Genomic DNA, 19,471 nt, shown 5'->3' with positions numbered 1-19,471 from the left:
AGCACGTCTCAGGTGGTCGCGGTCCGCCCCCCGGTCAGGCCGTACGCCTCGGCGATCAGACCATAGGAGCGCAGCCGCGCCTCGCGGCCGTGGACGTGCGAGGTCACCATCAGCTCGTCCACCCCGGTCCGCTTGCGCAGCGCCTCCAGCCCGTCGGCCACCGCGCCCGGCGCGCCGAGGACCACATTGCCCAGCCAGTCGTCGATGAAGTCCGACTCCACCGGGCTGTACGGGTAGGCCTCGGCCTCCTCGGGGGTGGGGATCGGGCCCGGGTTGCCCCGGCGCAGACGCAGCATGCCGAGCGCCGCGGAGCGGGCGAGGCGGCGGGCGGAGGTCTCGTCGTCGGCCGCGACCGCGCTCACCCCGATCACCGAGTACGGCTCGTCCAGGACGGCCGAGGGGCGGAACTCCGAGCGGTAGAGGTCGAGCGCCGGGAGGGTGTTCGCGCTGCTGAAGTGGTGCGCGAAGGCGAACGGCAGGCCGAGCCGGCCGGCCAGCTGGGCGCTGAAGCCGGAGGAGCCGAGCAGCCAGACCGGCGGGCGCCCCTCCCCCTTCGGCACGGCGGTGAGCCGCTCGTACGGGTGCCCGGCGGGGAAGCTGCCGTCCAGGAAGTGGGTCAGCTCGGCGAGCTGGCGGGGGAAGTCGTCGGCGCCCTCGCCGAGGCCCCGGCGCAGGGCCCGGGCGGTGGCCTGGTCGGTGCCGGGGGCCCGGCCGAGGCCGAGGTCGATCCGGCCGGGGTGGAGCGCCTCCAGCAGGCCGAACTGCTCGGCGATCGCCAGCGGGGCGTGGTTGGGCAGCATCACGCCGCCGGAGCCGAGGCGCAGCGTGGTGGTGTGGGCCCCGAGGTGGGCCAGCAGGACGGCGGGCGTGGAGCTGGCGACGCCGGGCATGCCGTGGTGCTCGGCCACCCAGAAGCGGTGGTAGCCCCACTGTTCGGCGCTGCGGGCGAGGGTGGTGGTCGCGGCGAGCGCCTGCGCGGGGGTGTCGCCCGCCCCCACGGTGGCCAGGTCCAGGATCGACAGCGGAGCGGGCGCCGTTCCCCGGACGGTGCCCCGGATCGCGTCCGCGGGGTGCGGTCCGGCCCCGTTCTCCCGCCGGCTCTCCTGGCTGTCCTCGGTCGTCATGCCGTCCGTCCTCCTGGCCGTGGTCGGTCCCGTCCGCCGGTGCGGTCCACCGGGTTTCGCCCCGGGGACGGTCGGTGCCGCCGCGGGTGCCGACAGTGGTCAACCCCGATGCGGGGCTCGCTTGTTCCCCGGGCCGGGGGCCCGGCCGGCGGCGGGCGGGCTGACTCAGAGCCAGCGGACGAACACCCGTGGCGACTTCACGCCAGCGCGGGAAGTCGCCAGCCCGGGGGCTCGCGGTCGGCGGCCGGCTTCCGGCAGGCTGGGTCCCAGGCGGATCACCCAACCGGATCCGCACTCACCAGCAAGGTCGTCGGGCTGGACCAGCGCCGACCGATCCCCGCGAGCCCCCGGAGCGGCACCCCGCCCCGGGGGCTCGTGCCATGGCCGCTGCGGACGTGACTCCCGCCACAACGCCCGGGGTGCTTCATGGCATGAAAAGTCGAGGCGCTAGCGTTGTCCCTTGCAACCACTGCTCCCCCGGGCAGCCTGGAGGGAGTAGGGAACATGGACATCGCGGCGCTGGTCGGATCCTCGTGGATCTGCGCCCTGGCGCTCTGCGCCGTCCTCGGTGACGCCTTCCTCCCCTTCCTCCCCAGCGGGAGCCTGGTCATCCTCGCGGTGCTCAAGACCGCCCAGATAGACGGCGCCCCGGTGCTGCTCGGGCTCGGGGTGGCCACCGCCTCCTTCCTCGGTGATCTGCTGCTGCTGCGGCTGGCGCGGCGCGGTGCCCCGATGGTCAGCCGGCGCCTCGAACACCGTCCGAAGCTGGCGGCCAGCGTGGCGCGGGTCCAGCAGACCCTGGACGGTCGCACCACCCGGGCGGCGGCCGCCATGGTGGTGGTCGCCCGCTTCGTGCCCGCCGGTCGGACCGTGCTCGACCTGGCCATCGGCCACTCCCCCGGCCATCCCCACCGCTTCCTGCGGTGGTCGGCGCTGGCCGCGATGATCTGGGCGGCCTACATCGTGACGCTGGGCTGGCTCAACAGCCACTGGTTCGAGACGGCCTGGCTGAGCCTCGCGGTCTCCTGCACGGCCGCCACCGTGGTGAGCACGGCCATCGCGCGGGTCGTCCGCCGCAACCGCCGGCTCGCCCTCGGCTGACGCGCGCGCCCGCCCCCGGCGGCCCCGACGCCCCCAGGCACCCCCCGACGCCTCCGACGCCCCCGGCGCCCGCGAGAACGCCCTGCAACGAACGGGCGAAGCGTCACAGGACGGCAACAGAAGACATCTCTTCGCATACCGCACGGGTGTGCCCCGCGTGTTCAGTCCCGGCGGACCCTCCGGGCTTTGGTGACCCCCGCGGCCGCGTGACATGCTAACGACGGATAATCAATCAATTGTCTGATATGACCGATGCGGCTCCGGCCGTGATCACCACCCGGTCCGGACGATCCAGGGGAGACGATGGGCAGCATCTCGCGCAGGACCGTGCTCACAGCCACCGCCGCGACGGCGGCTCTCGGAGCGGTGACGGCCTGTTCCGGGGGCGGCTCGGGGTCGGCCGGTCCCACCGGATCGGCGCCGGGCTCCGCCCCGGCCCCCACGACCGGCACCGGCAGCTCCGGGCCGACCACCACCGGCAGCCCCACCGGGACCCCCGCCAAGGGCACGCCGATCGGTGACGGCTCCACCTCCGACACCGGACCGCAGCCGAACCAGCCCAAGCCCGAGAAGCTCAAGCCGGGCGAGCGCCCGCCGCAGTTCGTGGTCTTCTCCTGGGACGGCGCCGGCGGCACCGAGGACGGCCAGTTCCCCCGGTTCCTCAAGCTCGCCGAGGAGCACAAGGCCTCGATGACTTTCTTCCTCTCCGGCATCTACGCCCTGCCCAAGGGCAAGGCCGACCTCTACCACCCGCCGAAGCACGCGGTCGGCGCCTCCGACATCCCCTACCTGTCGGACGGCGCGGTGAAGACCACCCTCAAGCTCATCAGCCAGGCCTGGCTGGCCGGCCACGAGATAGGCACCCACTTCAACGGCCACTTCTGCTCGACCCGCTCGGACGGCAACGGCGTCAACAAGTGGACCCCCGAGGACTGGCAGAGCGAGATAGACCAGGCCGTCGGCTTCGTGACGCAGTGGCGGACCAACACCGGTTTCACCGACGTCGACCCGCTCCCCTTCGACTACAAGAAGGAGCTGATCGGCGGCCGCACCCCCTGCCTGGAGGGGCAGAAGGCCCTGCTGCCGACCATCGCCAATCTGGGGTGGAAGTACGACGCCAGCTCCTCGGGCGGCCAGCAGATCTGGCCGCAGAAGGTGCAGGACGGCAAGATCTGGGACCTCCAGCTGCAGAGCATCCCCTTCCCGGGGCACTCCTTCCAGGTGCTCTCCATGGACTACAACATCCTGGCCAACCAGTCGTCCGGCACCACCAAGGGGGACCCGGCCAAGTACGACGAGTGGCGCACCCAGGCCCGGGACGCCTACCTGGCCGGGTTCGACCGCGCCTACAACGGCAACCGGGCGCCCTTCTTCATCGGCAACCACTTCGAGCAGTGGAACGGCGGCATCTACATGGACGCCGTCGAGGAGGTGCTGAAGACCGTCGCGAGCAGGCCCGAGGTCCGGCTGGTCTCCTTCAAGCAGCTCGTCGAGTGGCTGGAGGTCCAGGACCAGTCCACCCTGCGCAAGCTGCGCACCCTCAACGTCGGACAGGCACCGGCCGGCGGCTGGGAGTCCTTCCTCGGCGCGGCCGGCTAGACCCTAGGACTCGGCGCCGGAGGGCGTTCCGAGCACGGCACGGGACACCGCCTCGGCCCCGGCGCCGCCCCAGAGGATCGAGTAGTGGTTGGTGTCCGGCACCCCCGACGCCGGGACCGGGTGGGTGCGGTCCAGCCCGACGGCGGCGAGCCGCTTCTCGTCGTAGAGGCCCTGCGGCTGGTCCAGCAGACCGCGCTCCGCCCAGATGAGCTCGCCCGGGCAGGGCAGCCGGTGCACGGCGGCGGCCGCGTCCCGGTCCAGCAGGACCTGCGCCCCGTCGGTCTCGACCGCCGCCAGCACGCAGGAGGAGCGCAGTTCGGGCTCCGCGCCGACGAGGTCGCCCTGGGTGTAGGCGTCGATCCCGGCGGACCAGCCGGCGGCGAAGGCCGGGTGCCGCTGCCAGAACTCGCGGTACGCCTGCCGGTCGGGGAAGGTCATCGAGAGCCGGGCCAGCGCCGGTCCGAGCACGGCGGCCAGGGCGTCGCCCTCGCTCACGCCCTCGGGCGGCGGGAAGCTGACCGCGCCGTCGACCAGCACCACCCGGCCGACCAGCTCCGGGTGGCGGACGGCCGCCAGGGCCGCCACCCAGGCACCCATGGAGTGCCCGACGACCACGGTCGGCCCCAGGTCGAGCCCGCCGATCAGGGCCGCCACGTCGTCGGCGTGGCGGGCCAGTCCGTACGGCCCGCCGAGGTCGCGGCTGGCGCCGCGCCCGCGCAGGTCCGGCGCGAGCAGGGTGGCCCGGCCGGCGATCCTGCGGGCCACCTCGAACCAGGCGAGGCCGTTGGCGGTGATGCCGTGCACCGCCACGACGGTCGGCGCGCCGGGCACGGCGGCCGGCCAGCGGAGCACGGACAGCTGCCCGCCGGGGACCGGGACGCCGATCCGCTCCGGAGCGGCCCCGGTCCCGGTCCCGGTCTCGGCGAAGTGGTCGGTCGTGCTCTCGGGCTGGCTCATGCTGGACTACCTCCTGTGGGCCGGCGCCGGGCGGCACGGCGATCCGGTCGGCGACCCGAGGCTGCCGCGAGGGCGGATGCCGGAACGGTAGGCCGGACGTGCGGGCTGCGACATGTGCCCGGACGATGCATCAGCCCATCCTGCTATGGCGGCCAGCCCCATACCACCCGCTCGCCGAGCCATCCGCGGAATCGAACAGTCCGGAAAAGGGCGGTCCACGATTCGCCCCTATAACACCGACATACCGGCAATTGGCCGGGAATCGCCATATTCACCGGTCCCTGCGCCGGTCATTCCCCGGACCGGTTGCAATCGGGCGCACCCTCCGCGACAGTTGGGGAAGCCAGGGGATCCGGTTTCCCCGGAAGGGAGTCCGGGGGTGCCGCGGGGATCCCGCTTTCGACGCTGTCGCACCATCACACATCTCGATCGATCGTACACGTTTTAGCGATTGACGGTCCGGAATCACCGGAACCGCCGGGCGACCGTGCGAAGCACCGGATCGCACACCCCTGGTCGGAGCACGCACGAAGAGGCGGGTCCGCGCGGCCGGCCACGGGGGGAGCGCACATGACCGGGCCGTTCTCGCGTCGGGCGAAGGGCGCGGAACCCCCCGTTCCGGCACCCGTGCCGCCCCCCGCTGCGGAGCCGCCCCCCGCTCCCGAACCGGTCGCCGTTCCCGAAGCCCCCTACGACTACGCCTACTTCAGCCGCCTCGCCGGCCAGGCGGACGAGGTCTCGGCCGCCGAGGAGCCGTACCGGGTGCGGTACCGCAGCCTGCTGAGCCGCGAACCGCACCGCGTCCGGGCCACGCTGCTCCTGCTGGCCGCGCCCCTGGTCGAGGGCGTGCTGCTGGTCTGGCTGCTCCAGCCGGGCCACTGGCCGGTCCGCCCCGGCGAGACCGACACCTGGCTGCTCGTCGGCGACAAGGTGATGATCGCGATCATCGCGCTGGTCGAGGTGTTCCGGCTGGTCAACGTCGTCTCCAACGCCCATGCCACGCTCGCCGCCCGCGACCCGGTCCCGGTGACGCCCGAACGCGGCACCCGGGTCGCCTTCCTCACCACCTTCGTCCCGGGCAAGGAGCCGCCCGAGATGGTGCGTGCCACGCTCACCGCCGCGCTGGCCGTCCGGCACGACGGCCCCTTCCAGGTCTGGCTGCTGGACGAGGGAAACGATCCTGCCATGCGCGATCTCTGCGACGGGCTGGGCGTGCGCCACTTCAGCCGGGACGACATCCCGCAGTGGAACACGCCCAAGGGCCGGTTCCGCGCCCGGACCAAGCACGGCAACTACAACAGCTGGCTCCAGGCGTACGGCGCCGACTACGACTTCTGGGTCTCGGTGGACACCGACCACGTGCCGCTGCCCGAGTTCTGCGAACGCATGCTCGGCTACTTCCGCGACCCCGACGTCGCGTTCGTCGTCGGCCCGCAGGTGTACGGGAACTACCGCAGCTCGGGTTCGCTGGTCACCAAGTTCTCGGAGAGCCAGCAGTACCTCTTCCACGCCCTGATCCAGCGGGCCGGGAACCGCTACGGCGCACCGATGTTCGTCGGCACCAACAACGCCGTCCGGATCGGGGCGCTGCGCTCGATCGGCGGACTGTACGACTCGGTCACCGAGGACATGGCCACCGGCCTGGAGTTCCACCGGCACCGCAACCCGGCCACCGGCGAGCGCTGGAAGTCGGTCTACACACCGGACGTGCTGGCGGTCGGCGAGGGGCCGTCGTCCTGGACGGACTTCTTCTCCCAGCAGCTGCGCTGGAGCCGGGGCACCTACGAGACCCTGCTGACCCAGTACTGGCGGGCGGCGTGGGGGCTGTCACCGGGCCGGCTGCTGAACTACACGCTGATGGTCTCCTACTACCCGATGGCGGCGCTGACCTGGCTGCTCGGCGGGCTGTCCAGCGTGCTCTACCTGGGCTTCGGCGCCTCGGGCGTCCATGTGTCCTCCGAGCTGTGGATGGCCCTCTACAGCGACGCGGCCGCGCTGCAGATGCTGCTCTACACCTGGAACCGCAAGCACAACGTGAGCCCGCACGAGCCGGCCGGATCGTCGGGCGTGGCGGGCATGGTGATGTCGGCGCTGTGCGGGCCGGTCTACGCCGCGGCGCTGCTGCAGACCCTCCTGCGGATCCGCAGCCGGTTCGTGGTGACGCCGAAGGGCGAGTCGACCAGCCCCGACCGGATCCGCACCTTCCGCCTCCACCTCTTCTGGGCGCTGGTCTTCGGCGGCGCCGTCGCGGCCTCCTTCCTGACCGGCCACGACCACATCGCCATGCGGACCTGGGCCTGCCTGGCCCTCCTCCTCAGCCTGCTGCCGATGCTGCTGCTCGCCGCGGACGCCGTGCAGCGCCGCCGGGCCCGGCCCGTCTCCACCCTCTCGCTCGGCCCGGCCCCCGAACCCGGGTCCGACCCCGCGTCCGACTCCACGCCCGCACCCGCAGCCGCACCCGCCACGAGGGGATGACGAACCACCGTGAAGATCCGCCACACCGGCCGCACCCGGCGCTTCGCCCTCGGCAGCACCGTCGCCCTGACCGTGGCCGGGATGAACGCGCCCGCCGTCCTCGGCTTCGCCAACGACCAGTACCACCACTACGTGATCAACCGCCCCGCCTACAAGGCCGAGTACGGCCACTGGCAGACCCTGGTGCTCCCCGCCGAGTTCCGGATCAACGCCATCCACGCCGCGCTGCTGCGCACCGGCAAGGTCCTGATCATCGCCGGCTCCGGCAACAACCAGAAGAACTTCGACGCCGGCACCTTCAGGAGCCTGCTCTGGGACCCGGTCGCCAACACCTACAAGAACGTCCCCACCCCCGCCGACATGTTCTGCGGCGGCCACACCGCGCTGCCCGACGGCCGGATGCTGGTGGCCGGCGGCACCCGCCGCTACGAGGCGCTGGACGGCGCGGTGAAGAAGGCGGCCGGCACCATGCGGGTCCGCAACGAGGATCCGGACGCCTCCCACACCCTTCCCAGGGGCACCGTCTTCCGCGCGCCGGACGGCCGCGAGTACGTCTCCACCGACGACGTCACCGTGCCCGCCGCGACCAAGACCGGCGCGGGCACCGCGACCGTCGTCAAGGCCGCCGAGACCCGGGTGTTCGCGGAGGCGGTGGCCCCCGGCCGGGGCTCGGTGCTGGACGCCCCGGCCCAGTTCACGGTCAAGGGCCTGACCGGCGCCGACGCCCGGAACGTCTACGGCACGGCCGAGCGGATGACCCTGGAGAAGCAGGACTACCAGGGCATCCGCGCCGCCTTCGAGTTCAACCCGGACACCGAACTGTACGAGCAGGTCACCGACATGGCCTACGCCCGCTGGTACCCGACGCTGACCGGGCTGGGCGACGGCCGGGTGGTCACCGTCTCCGGGCTGGACGACACCGGACAGATCCTCAGCGGCAACGACAACGAGATCTACGACCCGGCGCGCAAGACCTGGTCCAAGGCGCCCGACCGCTACTTCCCGACCTACCCGTCGATCTTCCTCACCGCGACCGGCCGGCTCTTCTACTCCGGTTCGAACGCCGGCTACGGGCCCGCCGACAAGGGCCGCGAGCCCGGGCTCTGGGACCTCGCCGACAACAGCTTCCACCCCGTCCCCGGGCTGCGCGATCCGGAGCTCACCGAGACCTCCGCCTCCGTGCTGCTGCCGCCCGCGCAGGCGCAGAAGGTGATGGTGCTCGGCGGCGGGGGCGTCGGCGAGTCCCCGCTCTCCACCGCCCGCACGGACATCGCCGACCTCGACGCCGCACAGCCCGCGTTCACCCCGGGCCCCGACCTGCCGGCCGGCGGCACCCGCTACCTCAACAGCGTGATCCTGCCCGACGACACCGTCTTCACCACCGGCGGCTCGCGCGACTACCGGGGCAAGCACCGCAGCGACCTGCTCAAGGCGCAGACCTACCACCCGGACACCAACACCTTCACCACCGCCGCCGAGCCCACCGTCGGCCGGAACTACCACTCCGAAGCGCTGCTGCTGCCCGACGGCCGGGTGGCGGTGCTCGGCTCCGACCCGCTCTTCAACGACAAGGCGGGCACCGAGCCGGGCACCTTCGAGCAGCGGATCGAGATCTACAGTCCGGCCTACCTGTTCCACGGCGAGCGGCCGGAGCTGACCGGTGCCCCGGCCGCCGCCCGGCTCGGCGGCACCGTCCGGGTGACCGCGTCCGCGCCGGACCGCATCGCCACCGCCAAGCTGGTCCGGCCGAGTTCGGTCACCCACGCCACCGACGTCGAGCAGCGCTCGGTGGCCCTGGACATCGGCGCGCGCACGGCGGACGGCGTCGCGCTCAGTCTGCCCGCCAACCCGAACCTGCTGCCGCCCGGCTGGTACATGCTCTTCGTCACGGACGCCGCCGGCACCCCTTCGCCGGCCCGCTGGATCCAGGTCACGCCCTGAGCCGCCGGGCGCGGCCCGCCGCTACCCCGCGGTACCGGTGCCGACGCCGGCCGATGCCAGCCCCAGCGCGTACGGGAGCCAGAACTCGCCCGCCGGGGGCTCGCCGCGACCGCACTCGCCGTCCGACTCCCCCGGGTTCTTGATCCAGAGGTACGCGTCGACGCCGGGCCGCCCGGTCTCGCTCGTGGGCGGCGCGCCGAGCGCGCGGCCGGGCGGGTTGCACCACGCCTCGGAGTCCAGCGGGCCGTTGCCGTTGCGGCTGGTGTCGACGACGAAGTGCTTGCCGTCCAGCAGGGCGGACAGCTGGGCGCCGAACGCGGCGTTGCGGTCGGTGGTGAAGAAGTTGGAGACGTTCACCGCGAAGCCGTCGGCCGCCGCGATGCCCGACCTGCGCAGCGCCTCGGCCAGCGCGGGCTGGTCCGACGTCCACCCGGGGTTCCCGGCGTCCAGGTAGACCCGGACCTGCGGGCGCTTCTTCAACTCCTGGACGGCGAAGGCCAGCAGGCCGTACCGCTCGGCGGCGGCATCGCCCTTGACCCCGCAGCCGTCCAGGGTGTGCGCGATGGCGTCCGGCTCCAGCACCACCCACGCCCGGCGGTCGCCGAGGGCCTCCGCCAGGCCGGTGATCCAGGCCCGGTAGGCGGCGGCGTCGGGCGCGCCGCCGGCCGAGTAGAGGCCGCAGTCCCGGTGCGGGATGTTGTAGGCGACGAAGACCGGCGTGCGGTCGGCCTCGGCGGCGCGGCGGCTCACCTGGTCGGCGATGTCCCGGGCCGCCCGGTCGCCGAGCCACTGCGAGGACGGCTGGCCGGCGATCCGCAGCAGGGTGTCGGCCTCCGCCGTCCGGCCCCGGCCGCGCAGGGCGGCCGACTGACGGGCGACGGCGGTCCGGTCGGAGACGTAGAAGGTCTGCCCGGGCAGCTGCGGCAGCGCGACCGCACCCGCCCCGGGTGACGCGGGCGACGCGGCCGGTACGGTCGGCGCGGACGCCGCCCCGGTCGGACTCCCGTCGCCGGAAGCGCCCTTGACGCCGGACGTGCTCCCGCCGCCCCCCGAGCATCCCGTGACAGTCGCCACCAGCCCCAGCAGCGCCGCCCCCGCGGCCAGCCGGATCCCCGCCCCTCGCCCAACTCGGCGCACGTACCGCCCCTCCCCCCGCCCCGGTCCGGGCGACCCCGGCCGGCCCCAAGCTTCGCACACGGGGCCCCGCCCGCCGCCCACTATCGGGTGAACGGCGGGCTCTCACGGGCCAGGAGACGCCACGTCAGGACGGGCCGGGGGGTGCGGCGGCTCAGGCCTGCTTGAGGTCCGGGATCCGCCAGTCGATCGCGTCGACCCCGAAGCCCTCCAGCGCGGTGTTGATCTGCGAGAACGGCCGGCTGCCGAAGAACAGCTTCGCGGACAGCGGCGACGGGTGCGCGCCCTGGACCACGACGTGCTTCCCGGTGTCGATCAGCGGCAGCTTCTTCTTCGCGTAGTTGCCCCAGAGCACGAAGACCACCGGCTCCTCGCGCGCGCTCACCGCCTTGATCACCGCGTCGGTGAACTTCTCCCAGCCCTTGGCCTTGTGCGAGTTGGCCTCGTGCGCGCGCACCGTGAGCACCGCGTTGAGCAGCAGCACGCCCTGCTCGGCCCAGTGCATCAGGTAGCCGTTGTCCGGCGCCGGGATGCCGAGGTCGGCGTCCAGCTCCTTGAAGATGTTGCGCAGCGACGGCGGCGTCTTGGTGCCCGGCAGCACCGAGAAGCTCATGCCGTGGGCCTGGCCGTCGTCGTGGTACGGGTCCTGCCCGAGGACGAGCACCCGGACCTTCTCGTACGGCGTGGCCTCCAGCGCGGAGAACTCCTGCCCGCTCGGCGGGAAGACCTGGTGCTCCGCGCGCTGGGCCGCCACGAAGGCCGCCAGCTCGGCGAAGTACGGCTTCTCCGTCTCGGCGCCCAGCACCGCCTGCCAGGAACCCGGCAGTTCCAGGCCGGCACCCGCTTCCGTCCCACCCACGTTCGCCTCGACCGTCCCCGCCTCGACCGTGTCCGTCACGACGACCTCTACCTCCCACCGGACGGCCGCTCACCGCCGCACCGCCCCGACCTGCGGGCACATCGCGCCCCTCGCGCCGTACGCCCTCTTTCACCCCGAACGCTACACAGGCCCACCGACAACCGGCGCCCCAGTGCCGAACCGGCCCCGTCCCCGGCGGTCCCGAGGCGCTGAGCGAACGGGCCCCGCTCCCGGCCGTCGGAACACGATCGGCCGGAGCGGGGCCCGCGACAGCGGCTCGGGGCTAGATCAGCTCGACCAGGTCCGCGATCGACTTGACCACCCGGGTCGGCCGGTACGGGAAGCGCTCCACGTCGGCGGCGGCGGTGAGGCCGGTGAGCACCAGGATGGTCTCCATGCCGGCCTCCATGCCGGCCACGATGTCGGTGTCCATCCGGTCGCCGATCATGACGGCGGTCTCCGAGTGGGCGCCGGCCGTGTTGAGCGCCTCGCGCATCATCAGCGGGTTGGGCTTGCCGACGAAGTACGGCTCGACGCCGGTCGCCTTGGTGATCAGCGCCGCGACCGAGCCGGTGGCCGGCAGCACGCCCTCGGTGGACGGGCCGGTCTCGTCCGGGTTGGTGCAGATGAAGCGGGCGCCCTGGTTGATCAGGCGGATCGCCTTGGTGAGCGCCTCGAAGCTGTAGGTCCGGGTCTCGCCGAGGACGACGTAGTCCGGGTTGTTGTCGGTCAGCACGTAGCCGGCCTGGTAGAGCGCGGTGGTCAGGCCCGCCTCGCCGATCACGTACGCGGTGCCGCCGGGGCGCTGGCCCTTCAGGAACTTGGCGGTGGCCAGGGCGGAGGTCCAGATGCACTCCTCCGGCACCTCCAGACCCATGCCGGCCAGACGGGCGCTGAGGTCGCGCGGGGTGTAGATGGAGTTGTTGGTGAGGACCAGGAACGGCTTGCCCGACTCCCGCAGCCGGCGCAGGAACTCCTCCGCGCCCGGAATCGGGGTGCCCTCGTGGATGAGGACACCGTCCATGTCGGTCAGCCAGGACTCGATGGGCTTGCGGTCTGCCACGTGCGTGTCTCCCGAAGTCTTGCCATGTCATGCGATGGCGATGGTCGTACGAAATTGCGGCGCATCGCCGTCACCGTTGCGCCTCCCACCGGCCGGACCCTCCTCGGGACACCGGACCGCCGGGGGTACTGCTGGCTGCCCCAACCGGGCCACAGCCTAATCCGCACACCTGGCCGACGGCAGTACGTCCCGCCCGCCGGGACGCCCCGGGACGCCGGCGCCGCTCGGCATGCCCCCCTCAAGGGCTCCTTAAGACGCCCCTAACCGCAGCGATTACCCCTTCGGCAGCAGGGCCCGACCCCGCTACCGTGAACGCCACGCCGCCGCGCCCCCCACCGCGGCGGCGGCACGGCGCCCGCCCCGGACGCGCCCGCCCGTACCCCGTCGACGGCCCGCCCCATGGCGGCGCCGAATCCGGGGCCGGGCGGGCGCGCCGTGGTTGAGTAGGCCGCATGACGACCTCCGCGCGCCCCGTCCCGCCGACCGGCCCCTCCGGCGGTCACCCGCCCTTCCGCGTCGGTCTGATCGGCTACGGCCTGGCCGGCTCCGCCTTCCACGCCCCGCTCATCGCCACCACCCCCGGGCTCCGGCTGGACGCGGTGGTCACCGCCAACCCGGAGCGCCGGGAGCAGCTGCGGCGCGAGCACCCCGGGGCGCGCGCCGTCGACACGCCCGAGCAGCTGCTCGCCGACCCGGAGGCGCTCGACCTGGTCGTCATCGCCTCCCCCAACCGCACCCACGCCCCGCTCGCCCGCGCCGCCCTGACCGCCGGGCTGGCCACCGTGGTCGACAAGCCGCTGGCCGGGACCGCCGCCGAGGCGCGCGAGCTGTGCGAACTCGCCGAGGCGGGCGGCACCCTGCTCACCGTCTTCCAGAACCGCCGCTGGGACGGCGACTTCCTCACCGCCGCCCGGCTGGTCCGCGAGGGCGCGCTCGGCCGGGTGCACCGCTTCGAGTCGCGCTTCGAGCGCTTCCGGCCCAAGCCCAAGGCGGGCTGGCGCGAGCTCGCCGACCCGGCCGAGGTCGGCGGCACCTTCTACGACCTGGGCAGCCACCTCGTCGACCAGGCGCTCACGCTCTTCGGGCCGGCCGACACGGTGTACGCCGAGATCGACATCCGGCGCGACGGCGCGGTGGTCGACGACGACGCCTTCCTCGCCCTCACCCACGCCGACGGCACCCGCTCCCACCTGTGGACCAGCGCCGTCGCCCCGCTGATCGGCCCGCACCTGCGGGTCCTCGGCGACACCGCCGGGTACGTCAAGTGGGGCATGGACCCGCAGGAGGCCGCGCTGCGCTCCGGGCTGCGCCCCGACCCCGCCGCCGGGACCCCCTGGGGCACCGAGGACCCCGCCCGCGACGGCGTCCTCGGCACCGACGGGTCCGCCGTCGCGGTGCCCACCGACCCCGGCGACTACCCCGCCTTCTACGCGGGCGTCGCCGCCGCCCTGGCCACCCCCGGCACCCCGCCGCCGGTCGACCCGCGCGACGCCGTCGCCACCCTCACCGTCCTGGAGGCCGCCCGCGCCTCCGCCGCCACCGGCACCACCGTCCGGCTCGGCTGACCCCGGCCCCGGCCCGCCGCTGAACTCCGCTGAACTCGGCCCGCCGCCCCTGCCGGCCCGCTCCCCCGTTCGCCTACGCTGCACCCCATGCAGACCTGGGAGGAGCGGTACCGCCAGGGCCTGGCGGACAAGGCGGACCAGCAGCAGCGGGCCCGGGCCGACGCGGTCGCCCTGCAGCGCCGCAGCTGGGCCCGGGGCGAGAACGTGCACTGGACGCCGGTCACCGTGACCGCCCCGGACGGCCGGCCGGTCGGCCTGCGGGTCGTGTGGGCCGGCGCCGGACTGCCCGCCGGCGGCGAGCCCGACGAGCGCCGGACCCGCAACCGCTTCCTCGCCGGCCTCCTGGGGGGCCTCGCCGCGCTGTCGGAACTCGTCGGCGCCCTCGCGCTGCTGGGCCTCGCCCTGCGCTGGCTGTTCATCGAGCTGACCGGCCGCCCGCACTACGCCGTGCTCGCCACCACCGACGGCAGCCCCGTCGCCGTCCACCGCACCCGCCGCCGCAGGCAGGCCCTGATCGCCGCGTCGGCGCTCGCCGACCGGATCGAACGCGACGGCACCGCCTCCCTCGCATGACGAGGGACGAGGAGCAGCGCCGCCGGGAGCGGGAGTGGACCGCCGAATTCGAACGACGGGCGGCGGCGACCGACGCGGCGCGGGCGGAGCGCACGCGGGTCGAACGCGCGGCCGCCCTGCGGGCGGCCTGGGCGCGCGGCGAGCGCGGCGAGCGTCGAGCGTTCACCGAGGTCGGCGGCCCGGACGGCGGCGAGCCGGTGCGGATCGCGGTGGTCTGGCTCGGCCGGTTCCGGGCCGTGGCCAGGGCCTGCCGCCCGTCGGCCTCGGGAGGCGGCCAGATCACCGACGGACTGGGCCTCGCCCTGCTCCTGCCGGTCCTGCTGGTGCTGGGGCTCGACCACGGCATCCGCCTGCTGTTCCTCCGGCTCTCCGGCCGGCCGCGCTGGGCCGTCGTCGCCGCCGTGGGAGCGGACGGAAAGCCCGTGGTCGTGCACCGCGGGCGTGACCGGCGGCCCGCCGCCCTCGCCGCGGCGGCCCTGGCCGAGCGCGTCGAGCGGGAGGGCGCGGCGGCCCTGCGGGCCGGGGGTGGCTGAGCGGGGCCGAGCGGGATCAGACGCCGATGACCTCGACCGCCGAGCCCAGCCCCTTGAAGTCCGCGACATTGCGCGTGTACAGCGGCAGGCCGTGCGCGGAGGCGATCGCGGCGATCATCAGATCGATCCGGCGCGGACGCGGCTGCCGCCCGGCGGCGATGGTCAGCGTCACCAGGGTGCCGTAGCGGGCGGCGGCGGCCGCGTCGAAGGGCAGCGGCTCGAAGTCCGCCATCGCCGCGCCCAGCACCTCCATCCGGGCCGCCCGGCTGATCGGGTCGCGGGCCATGGAGACGCCCTGCTGCAGTTCGGCGAAGGTGATCGCGGTCAGCTCCGGCACGGCCGGCAGGTCGGCCGGGCTGAGCAGCGCCAGGTCGATGTAGACACAGGTGTCCAGCACCCCGGCGGGCCGCCGCCGGGAGGTCCGCCGCCGCTCAGCCACGCCGCGGCCGCTCGAACGGGTCGCCGTCCTCGTCGCCGACCAGTTCCTCCGGGCCGAAGTCCTCCTCGGCCTCCTTGCGCATCTGCTGGTAGTCCACCCGCGGCAGCTTCACGTGCCGCGCCACCAGTTCCTCCGCCGTGAGCCGCCGCCGCCCCACGACCGGCCGCAGCTCCGCGACCTCGACCCCGTTCCTGGTGATGTGGAAGGTCTCCCCCGCCTCCACGGCGTCCATCACCGCGGCGGAGTTGTTCCGGAACTCCCGCTGGGTAATCGTCTTCATCCTCCCAAGGTAGCCCCGTGTAGCACCTGCGGCTACACCTCGCGCTCGATCCGATCCAATAAATCGATCGCACGGACGCCACCCATTCGTTACGCTGCGAACACGGACAGTCACAGCGGGGGGCTTCGATCATGAGCGACACCACCGAGGCGCAGCGGAATCCATGGCTCTACGGCCAGGACGGACCGCCCTCCGGAATCCCGCGCCCCGGCAGCGGACCGGGTCCCTGGGCGAGCGGTCCCTCGGCCGGTGCTCCGGTCACCGTGGAACCCGCCGCACTCCGTCGGGCCGCCGGAGCGGCCCGCCACCTCCAGGGCGAACTGCGGTACGCCGTCAGCCACGCGGAGCCGGACACCGACGCGGCCGCCCGGGCCCTGTCCACCGACTCCTTCGCCTCGGGCGCCGCGCTCGCCCAGGTACTCGCCTGGTGGAAGGCCCGGTGGACCAGCCTCGACAACCGCCTCGGGCTGACCGCGGACCGGCTGGAGGCCACCGCCGGCGCCTACCGCTCGACGGACGCGTCCGCCGCCTCCGCGTTCAAGGCGCAGTGAGCCATGGTGACCTTCGCGCAGCTCCGGCACGCCGCCTTCGAGTCGTTGGACAAGGCCGGGGACACCTGGAACGGCGTCGCCGGCCACACCGAACAGATCGCCGGCCAGATCCGGTCCGGCGTCCTGCAGCCGCTCACCGGCATCACGCCGGGCTCCCTCGCCCCCGGCGGGGCCCGCTCCTGGACCGGCGTCGCGGCCGACGAGGCCACCCGTGAGATCGGACTGCTCGCCGACGAGCTGACCGCCTTCCACTACGAGGCCCTCGCCGTCACCGCCGCCCTGCGCCGGGCCGGATCCGCCTTCGGGACGGCGCAGCAGGCCCTGCTGCGCGCCATCGGCGACGCCGAGGCCCTCGGCGCCACCGTGGCCGCCGACGGCATCGTCACGCTGCCGCCGCTGCCGCCCGAGGACCGCAACGATCCGGACGCGATCGCCTACCGGCGGCGGAAGTGGGACGAACTCCAGCAGTACGTCGAGGCCATGCGGAAGGCGGTGTCGGCGGCCACCGAGGCCGACACCGCCGCCACGGCCGCCCTCCGCGCCCTCGACCCCGCCGAGGTCGACCCGGCGACCCGGCCGGAAGCCGTGGACAACGCGGGTGCCGATCTCGTCCGGGCAGCGGGCATGCCCACCGACCCGAAGGCGCTTCCGGCCTGGTGGGGTGCGCTCGACCCGAGCGTCCGCGCGGGACTGCTGGCGTCGGACGGGCAACGGCTGATCGCGGCGGGAGCGCTGGGCCCGGTCGACTACGAGTGGCACGCTCCGGACGCCGGCGCCGGCGACTACGCCCAGCGTCCACCCGGTCCCGGCGACTACGCCGTCGGGGTCGCCGCCGAGCACATGCTGGTCGGCGGCGGGAATCTCGTCGGGTACACGGATGCCGCGCGCCACATGCAGCACTTCCTGAGCGCAACGGGCGAACCGCTCGATGTCGACGTGGACCGGATGCTCCGCGACGACCCCAAGTTCCGCGGCCTGGTGGACGGACAGATCGCCGCCAACCAGGCAGAGTGGCGACAGCTGGCGCTGGCGGCCTTCGAGCGGTCGGGCGGGGCTCCCGTGGCCGTCCCGGTCGAAGCCGTCGCGCACCGCGACATCGACGCGTCCACTCAGCGCAATTGGTTCCTGGCGATCGGCAGCCATCCCTACGCCACCTCCGGTGTGGTGACTGCCCGGCCAGGTCCGGACGGGAAGCCCCTGGTCTCGGTCCAGTACCAGGTCAACATCTGGGACCGCTACAACTGGGATCCCGGCAAGAGCACGCCGATCGCCTTCACCAACATCAAGGACAGCGACTTGGCCAAGCTCCACCAGACCGGGCTGGCCAGGGAGTTCGACCTGACCGGCCGGAGCACCCCGGTCACCGTCGCACTTCCCGGTACGCCGTCCGTCCTGCCCGGGGCGGGCACCGGGCAGGACGGCACTCGGGAAGGCGAACGCTCGAACCCCGGACGGGAGACTCGATGAGCAGGATGCAGGCCTACCCCGATCCCCGGAGGACCCGCCGTCGTCGAATGATCGGGATCATGGTCATCGGCCCCCTCGTCCTGCTGACGGCCGGCGTGGCCCTGCTGTACTGGGCCTACGAGCAGGACCGCCGTCCGAAGCCCGATAGCGGGCGGCCGGGAGCGTGGACGGCCGTGAGCTCGGAGGAGGTGTCGCGGTTCGTCCGAGTGGGGATCCCCGCGGCGGCGGCCGATGTCCGCTGGGCCTATCAGAACGGCTTCCAGGACGACCTCGCTGTCCTCGCGTTCCGGCTGCCACAGGCCGGTCTGGAGGACTTCAAGAGTGGCCTTCCCGTCTCCGGGTGGGCGGAGACCGGGCAGCAGCCGGTCATCGACATGGACGGCTTCCAGCACGCGGGCGCGCCCGACCCCTCGGACGCGCATCCGTTGACCTGCGGCGGCTTCCTCTCTCCCGCCCCGGCCAAGAGGATCGCCACCCGTGTGTGCCTCGCTCCGCAACCGGACGGGACGAGCCAGGTGTGGGTCAGGGCCTTCCAGACGTCCTGAACCGGGAACCGGGGCGGGGGTCCGATCGTCTTCCCGATCTGGAACACTGAACGCACGGGTCCGGAGCGCACAGGGAGGGCGGGGACGTGACGGTGATCGCGATGCTGCTCGGGGTGCTCCGGGTGCTGAGCGGGGAGTGGCTCGCCGAGGGTGGCGGGTCGCTGACCTCGGTGGCGGCCGCGGCCGCCGTGGTGCTGGTGGCCGGGGCGGTCGCGGGGGCGCTGGTCGTCGCGCGGCTGCTGGGGGCGCGGGCGCCCGCGAACGTACGGGACGGGATGCTGCGCAGGCGCGCGTTCCGGACGGCGTTCCTTCCGCAGCGCGATCCGGATGCCCGGGGCCGGCGACGCCCGAGGGCCCCGGGGGCGGCCCCGGCGGCCGCGTAGTCCCGGTAGTAGTCCCGGCAGCAAGTCCTTCCCGGCACACCGCACAGCGCGGCCGTCCTCCGCCGACCACTCGTACCCCGAGGCCCCGGAGGGCTCACCCCGTCATGTCCGTTTTCGCTGTTCTCGACCCGGCCGTCGGCCTGGCCCACGACGTCGTCGCCGCGCTCGCGCTCGTCGTCCCGACCGCGCTCGCGATCGTCCTGTTCACCGTCTGCGTCCGGCTGGCGCTGCACCCGCTGGCGCGGGCGGCGGCCCGCGGCGAGAAGTCGCGCGCCCGGCTGGCGCCGCGGGTCGCCGAGCTGAACCGCCAGCACAAGGGCCGCCCGGAGAAGCTCCAGGCGGCGCTCGCCGAGCTGTACCGGGAGGAGAAGGCCTCGCCGTTCGCGGGGTGCCTGCCGATGCTGGTGCAGATCCCGTTCTTCTCGGTGATGTACCGGCTGTTCACCACGCCGAACGACCTGCTCGGCCACACCCTGCTCGGCGCCCCGCTCGGTCTGCACGTGGGCCAGGTGCAGGGAGCGGGGCAGTGGGCGGTGTTCGCCGTGCTGTACGCGGGCCTGGCGGCGGTGGCGTACGCCGGTTTCCGGCGGGCCCGGCGCGCGCAGGCCGCGCAGGCGGCCAAGGCGGTGCCGGGCACCCCGCCGCAGCCGGGGCTGGCGTTCCTGCCGTACCTGTCCTTCGGCACGGTGCTGTTCGCGGCCCTCGTGCCGCTGGCGGCCGGGGTCTACCTGCTGACCACCACCACCTGGACCGCCGTCGAGCGCGCCTGGCTGTACCGGGACGGCGCGCCGGAGCCGGCGGGCGTCGCCCTGGTGTGACGCCCGGGTCGGCCGGACCGTCCGGCCTCCTCTAGCCTGTGTGATCGTTTGGACCGGTCGGGCC

General features: G+C 73.8%; 19 protein-coding genes. 12 read left to right on the top strand and 7 right to left on the bottom strand.

Annotated elements, in window-relative coordinates; genetic code table 11:
- Window positions 1–8: 8 nt before the first annotated feature.
- Window positions 9–1,124, bottom strand: a complete 1,116-nt coding sequence (locus ACFVUH_RS28960; RefSeq protein WP_387916235.1) for an LLM class flavin-dependent oxidoreductase — start codon at window positions 1,122–1,124, stop codon at window positions 9–11.
- A gap of 504 nt (window positions 1,125–1,628) precedes the next feature.
- Here ACFVUH_RS28960 and ACFVUH_RS28955 point away from each other — a divergent pair.
- Together ACFVUH_RS28955 and ACFVUH_RS28950 are read left to right on the top strand one after the other, a co-directional pair.
- On the top strand, window positions 1,629–2,225 hold the full coding sequence (locus tag ACFVUH_RS28955) for a DedA family protein (protein WP_387916234.1): 597 nt from the start codon (window positions 1,629–1,631) through the stop codon (window positions 2,223–2,225).
- 303 nt (window positions 2,226–2,528) lie between these two features.
- The gene (locus tag ACFVUH_RS28950) at window positions 2,529–3,824 is read left to right on the top strand and encodes a hypothetical protein (RefSeq protein ID WP_355370050.1); all 1,296 of its coding nucleotides are present in this window, start codon (window positions 2,529–2,531) and stop codon (window positions 3,822–3,824) included.
- A 3-nt stretch (window positions 3,825–3,827) separates the two neighbouring features.
- Here the strand turns inward: ACFVUH_RS28950 and ACFVUH_RS28945 are convergent, their stop codons facing one another.
- A complete protein-coding gene (locus ACFVUH_RS28945) occupies window positions 3,828–4,781 on the bottom strand; it encodes an alpha/beta hydrolase (RefSeq protein WP_387916232.1) in 954 nt (317 codons plus the stop codon).
- 570 nt (window positions 4,782–5,351) lie between these two features.
- Between ACFVUH_RS28945 and ACFVUH_RS28940 the strand changes: the two genes are divergently transcribed.
- Window positions 5,352–7,256 (top strand): glycosyltransferase family 2 protein, encoded by a 1,905-nt coding sequence (locus ACFVUH_RS28940; protein WP_387916231.1) that lies wholly within the window; start codon window positions 5,352–5,354, stop codon window positions 7,254–7,256.
- A gap of 9 nt (window positions 7,257–7,265) precedes the next feature.
- Window positions 7,266–9,197 carry a galactose oxidase-like domain-containing protein gene (locus ACFVUH_RS28935; RefSeq protein WP_387916230.1) on the top strand — a complete coding sequence of 644 codons (1,932 nt, stop codon included), beginning with the start codon at window positions 7,266–7,268 and terminating at the stop codon, window positions 9,195–9,197.
- Between the two features lie 21 nt (window positions 9,198–9,218).
- Here the strand turns inward: ACFVUH_RS28935 and ACFVUH_RS28930 are convergent, their stop codons facing one another.
- The 3 genes from ACFVUH_RS28930 to ACFVUH_RS28920 all read right to left on the bottom strand — a co-directional run bounded on the left by ACFVUH_RS28930 (window position 9,219) and on the right by ACFVUH_RS28920 (window position 12,253).
- Window positions 9,219–10,271, bottom strand: coding sequence for a glycoside hydrolase family 6 protein (locus ACFVUH_RS28930; RefSeq protein WP_387916228.1), 1,053 nt, complete (start codon window positions 10,269–10,271; stop codon window positions 9,219–9,221).
- Between the two features lie 214 nt (window positions 10,272–10,485).
- The gene (locus ACFVUH_RS28925; RefSeq protein WP_387916275.1) at window positions 10,486–11,163 is read right to left on the bottom strand and encodes a uracil-DNA glycosylase; all 678 of its coding nucleotides are present in this window, start codon (window positions 11,161–11,163) and stop codon (window positions 10,486–10,488) included.
- A gap of 310 nt (window positions 11,164–11,473) precedes the next feature.
- Window positions 11,474–12,253 (bottom strand): HAD-IIA family hydrolase, encoded by a 780-nt coding sequence (locus ACFVUH_RS28920; RefSeq protein ID WP_355370040.1) that lies wholly within the window; start codon window positions 12,251–12,253, stop codon window positions 11,474–11,476.
- A gap of 452 nt (window positions 12,254–12,705) precedes the next feature.
- Here ACFVUH_RS28920 and ACFVUH_RS28915 point away from each other — a divergent pair, with 452 nt between their 5' ends.
- From ACFVUH_RS28915 to ACFVUH_RS28905, 3 genes are all read left to right on the top strand, one after another.
- Window positions 12,706–13,818, top strand: coding sequence for a Gfo/Idh/MocA family oxidoreductase (locus ACFVUH_RS28915; protein ID WP_355370534.1), 1,113 nt, complete (start codon window positions 12,706–12,708; stop codon window positions 13,816–13,818).
- Between the two features lie 87 nt (window positions 13,819–13,905).
- A complete protein-coding gene (locus tag ACFVUH_RS28910; protein WP_387916227.1) occupies window positions 13,906–14,391 on the top strand; it encodes a hypothetical protein in 486 nt (161 codons plus the stop codon).
- On the top strand, window positions 14,388–14,924 hold the full coding sequence (locus tag ACFVUH_RS28905) for a hypothetical protein (protein WP_387916226.1): 537 nt from the start codon (window positions 14,388–14,390) through the stop codon (window positions 14,922–14,924). Before ACFVUH_RS28910 ends, ACFVUH_RS28905 begins: the two co-directional genes overlap by 4 nt.
- A gap of 16 nt (window positions 14,925–14,940) precedes the next feature.
- On the opposite strand, the gene ACFVUH_RS28900 is transcribed toward ACFVUH_RS28905, so the two are convergent.
- Both ACFVUH_RS28900 and ACFVUH_RS28895 read right to left on the bottom strand, forming a co-directional pair.
- A complete protein-coding gene (locus tag ACFVUH_RS28900; RefSeq protein ID WP_387916225.1) occupies window positions 14,941–15,363 on the bottom strand; it encodes a type II toxin-antitoxin system VapC family toxin in 423 nt (140 codons plus the stop codon).
- Window positions 15,356–15,643, bottom strand: a complete 288-nt coding sequence (locus tag ACFVUH_RS28895; RefSeq protein ID WP_355370544.1) for a type II toxin-antitoxin system prevent-host-death family antitoxin — start codon at window positions 15,641–15,643, stop codon at window positions 15,356–15,358. The genes ACFVUH_RS28900 and ACFVUH_RS28895 overlap by 8 nt, the downstream gene beginning before the upstream one ends.
- A gap of 131 nt (window positions 15,644–15,774) precedes the next feature.
- Here ACFVUH_RS28895 and ACFVUH_RS28890 point away from each other — a divergent pair, with 131 nt between their 5' ends.
- From ACFVUH_RS28890 to ACFVUH_RS28870, 5 genes are all read left to right on the top strand, one after another.
- Complete coding sequence (locus ACFVUH_RS28890; protein ID WP_387916224.1) at window positions 15,775–16,194, top strand: hypothetical protein; 420 nt, start codon at window positions 15,775–15,777, stop codon at window positions 16,192–16,194.
- A gap of 3 nt (window positions 16,195–16,197) precedes the next feature.
- Entirely contained in the window at window positions 16,198–17,661 is a 1,464-nt protein-coding gene (locus ACFVUH_RS28885) for a hypothetical protein (RefSeq protein ID WP_387916222.1), read from the top strand.
- Window positions 17,658–18,206: a hypothetical protein gene (locus ACFVUH_RS28880; protein ID WP_387916221.1), complete on the top strand. Its 549-nt coding sequence runs from the start codon at window positions 17,658–17,660 to the stop codon at window positions 18,204–18,206. Before ACFVUH_RS28885 ends, ACFVUH_RS28880 begins: the two co-directional genes overlap by 4 nt.
- 86 nt (window positions 18,207–18,292) lie before the next feature.
- Window positions 18,293–18,589 carry a DUF6412 domain-containing protein gene (locus ACFVUH_RS28875; protein ID WP_355370553.1) on the top strand — a complete coding sequence of 99 codons (297 nt, stop codon included), beginning with the start codon at window positions 18,293–18,295 and terminating at the stop codon, window positions 18,587–18,589.
- 104 nt (window positions 18,590–18,693) lie between these two features.
- Window positions 18,694–19,407, top strand: coding sequence for a YidC/Oxa1 family membrane protein insertase (locus ACFVUH_RS28870; protein WP_387916219.1), 714 nt, complete (start codon window positions 18,694–18,696; stop codon window positions 19,405–19,407).
- The last annotated feature ends 64 nt before the right edge of the window (window positions 19,408–19,471 follow it).

It is taken from the genome of Kitasatospora sp. NPDC058032, from assembly GCF_042885845.1.
In the GTDB taxonomy this organism is placed as follows: domain Bacteria; phylum Actinomycetota; class Actinomycetes; order Streptomycetales; family Streptomycetaceae; genus Kitasatospora.
The sequence above is the reverse complement of the archived record's forward strand: the minus strand, read 5'-3'. Positions and strand labels throughout refer to the sequence as shown.

Excerpts from the sequence above, each read along its gene's own strand:
- ACFVUH_RS28960 (WP_387916235.1), bottom strand. The coding sequence starts at position 1,124 with ATGACGACCGAGGACAGCCAGGAGAGCCGGCGGGAGAACGGGGCCGGA.
- ACFVUH_RS28955 (WP_387916234.1), top strand. The coding sequence starts at position 1,629 with ATGGACATCGCGGCGCTGGTCGGATCCTCGTGGATCTGCGCCCTGGCG.
- ACFVUH_RS28950 (WP_355370050.1), top strand. The coding sequence starts at position 2,529 with ATGGGCAGCATCTCGCGCAGGACCGTGCTCACAGCCACCGCCGCGACG.
- ACFVUH_RS28945 (WP_387916232.1), bottom strand. The coding sequence starts at position 4,781 with ATGAGCCAGCCCGAGAGCACGACCGACCACTTCGCCGAGACCGGGACC.
- ACFVUH_RS28940 (WP_387916231.1), top strand. The coding sequence starts at position 5,352 with ATGACCGGGCCGTTCTCGCGTCGGGCGAAGGGCGCGGAACCCCCCGTT.
- ACFVUH_RS28915 (WP_355370534.1), top strand. The coding sequence starts at position 12,706 with ATGACGACCTCCGCGCGCCCCGTCCCGCCGACCGGCCCCTCCGGCGGT.
- ACFVUH_RS28910 (WP_387916227.1), top strand. The coding sequence starts at position 13,906 with ATGCAGACCTGGGAGGAGCGGTACCGCCAGGGCCTGGCGGACAAGGCG.
- ACFVUH_RS28905 (WP_387916226.1), top strand. The coding sequence starts at position 14,388 with ATGACGAGGGACGAGGAGCAGCGCCGCCGGGAGCGGGAGTGGACCGCC.
- ACFVUH_RS28895 (WP_355370544.1), bottom strand. The coding sequence starts at position 15,643 with ATGAAGACGATTACCCAGCGGGAGTTCCGGAACAACTCCGCCGCGGTG.
- ACFVUH_RS28890 (WP_387916224.1), top strand. The coding sequence starts at position 15,775 with ATGAGCGACACCACCGAGGCGCAGCGGAATCCATGGCTCTACGGCCAG.
- ACFVUH_RS28885 (WP_387916222.1), top strand. The coding sequence starts at position 16,198 with ATGGTGACCTTCGCGCAGCTCCGGCACGCCGCCTTCGAGTCGTTGGAC.
- ACFVUH_RS28880 (WP_387916221.1), top strand. The coding sequence starts at position 17,658 with ATGAGCAGGATGCAGGCCTACCCCGATCCCCGGAGGACCCGCCGTCGT.
- ACFVUH_RS28870 (WP_387916219.1), top strand. The coding sequence starts at position 18,694 with ATGTCCGTTTTCGCTGTTCTCGACCCGGCCGTCGGCCTGGCCCACGAC.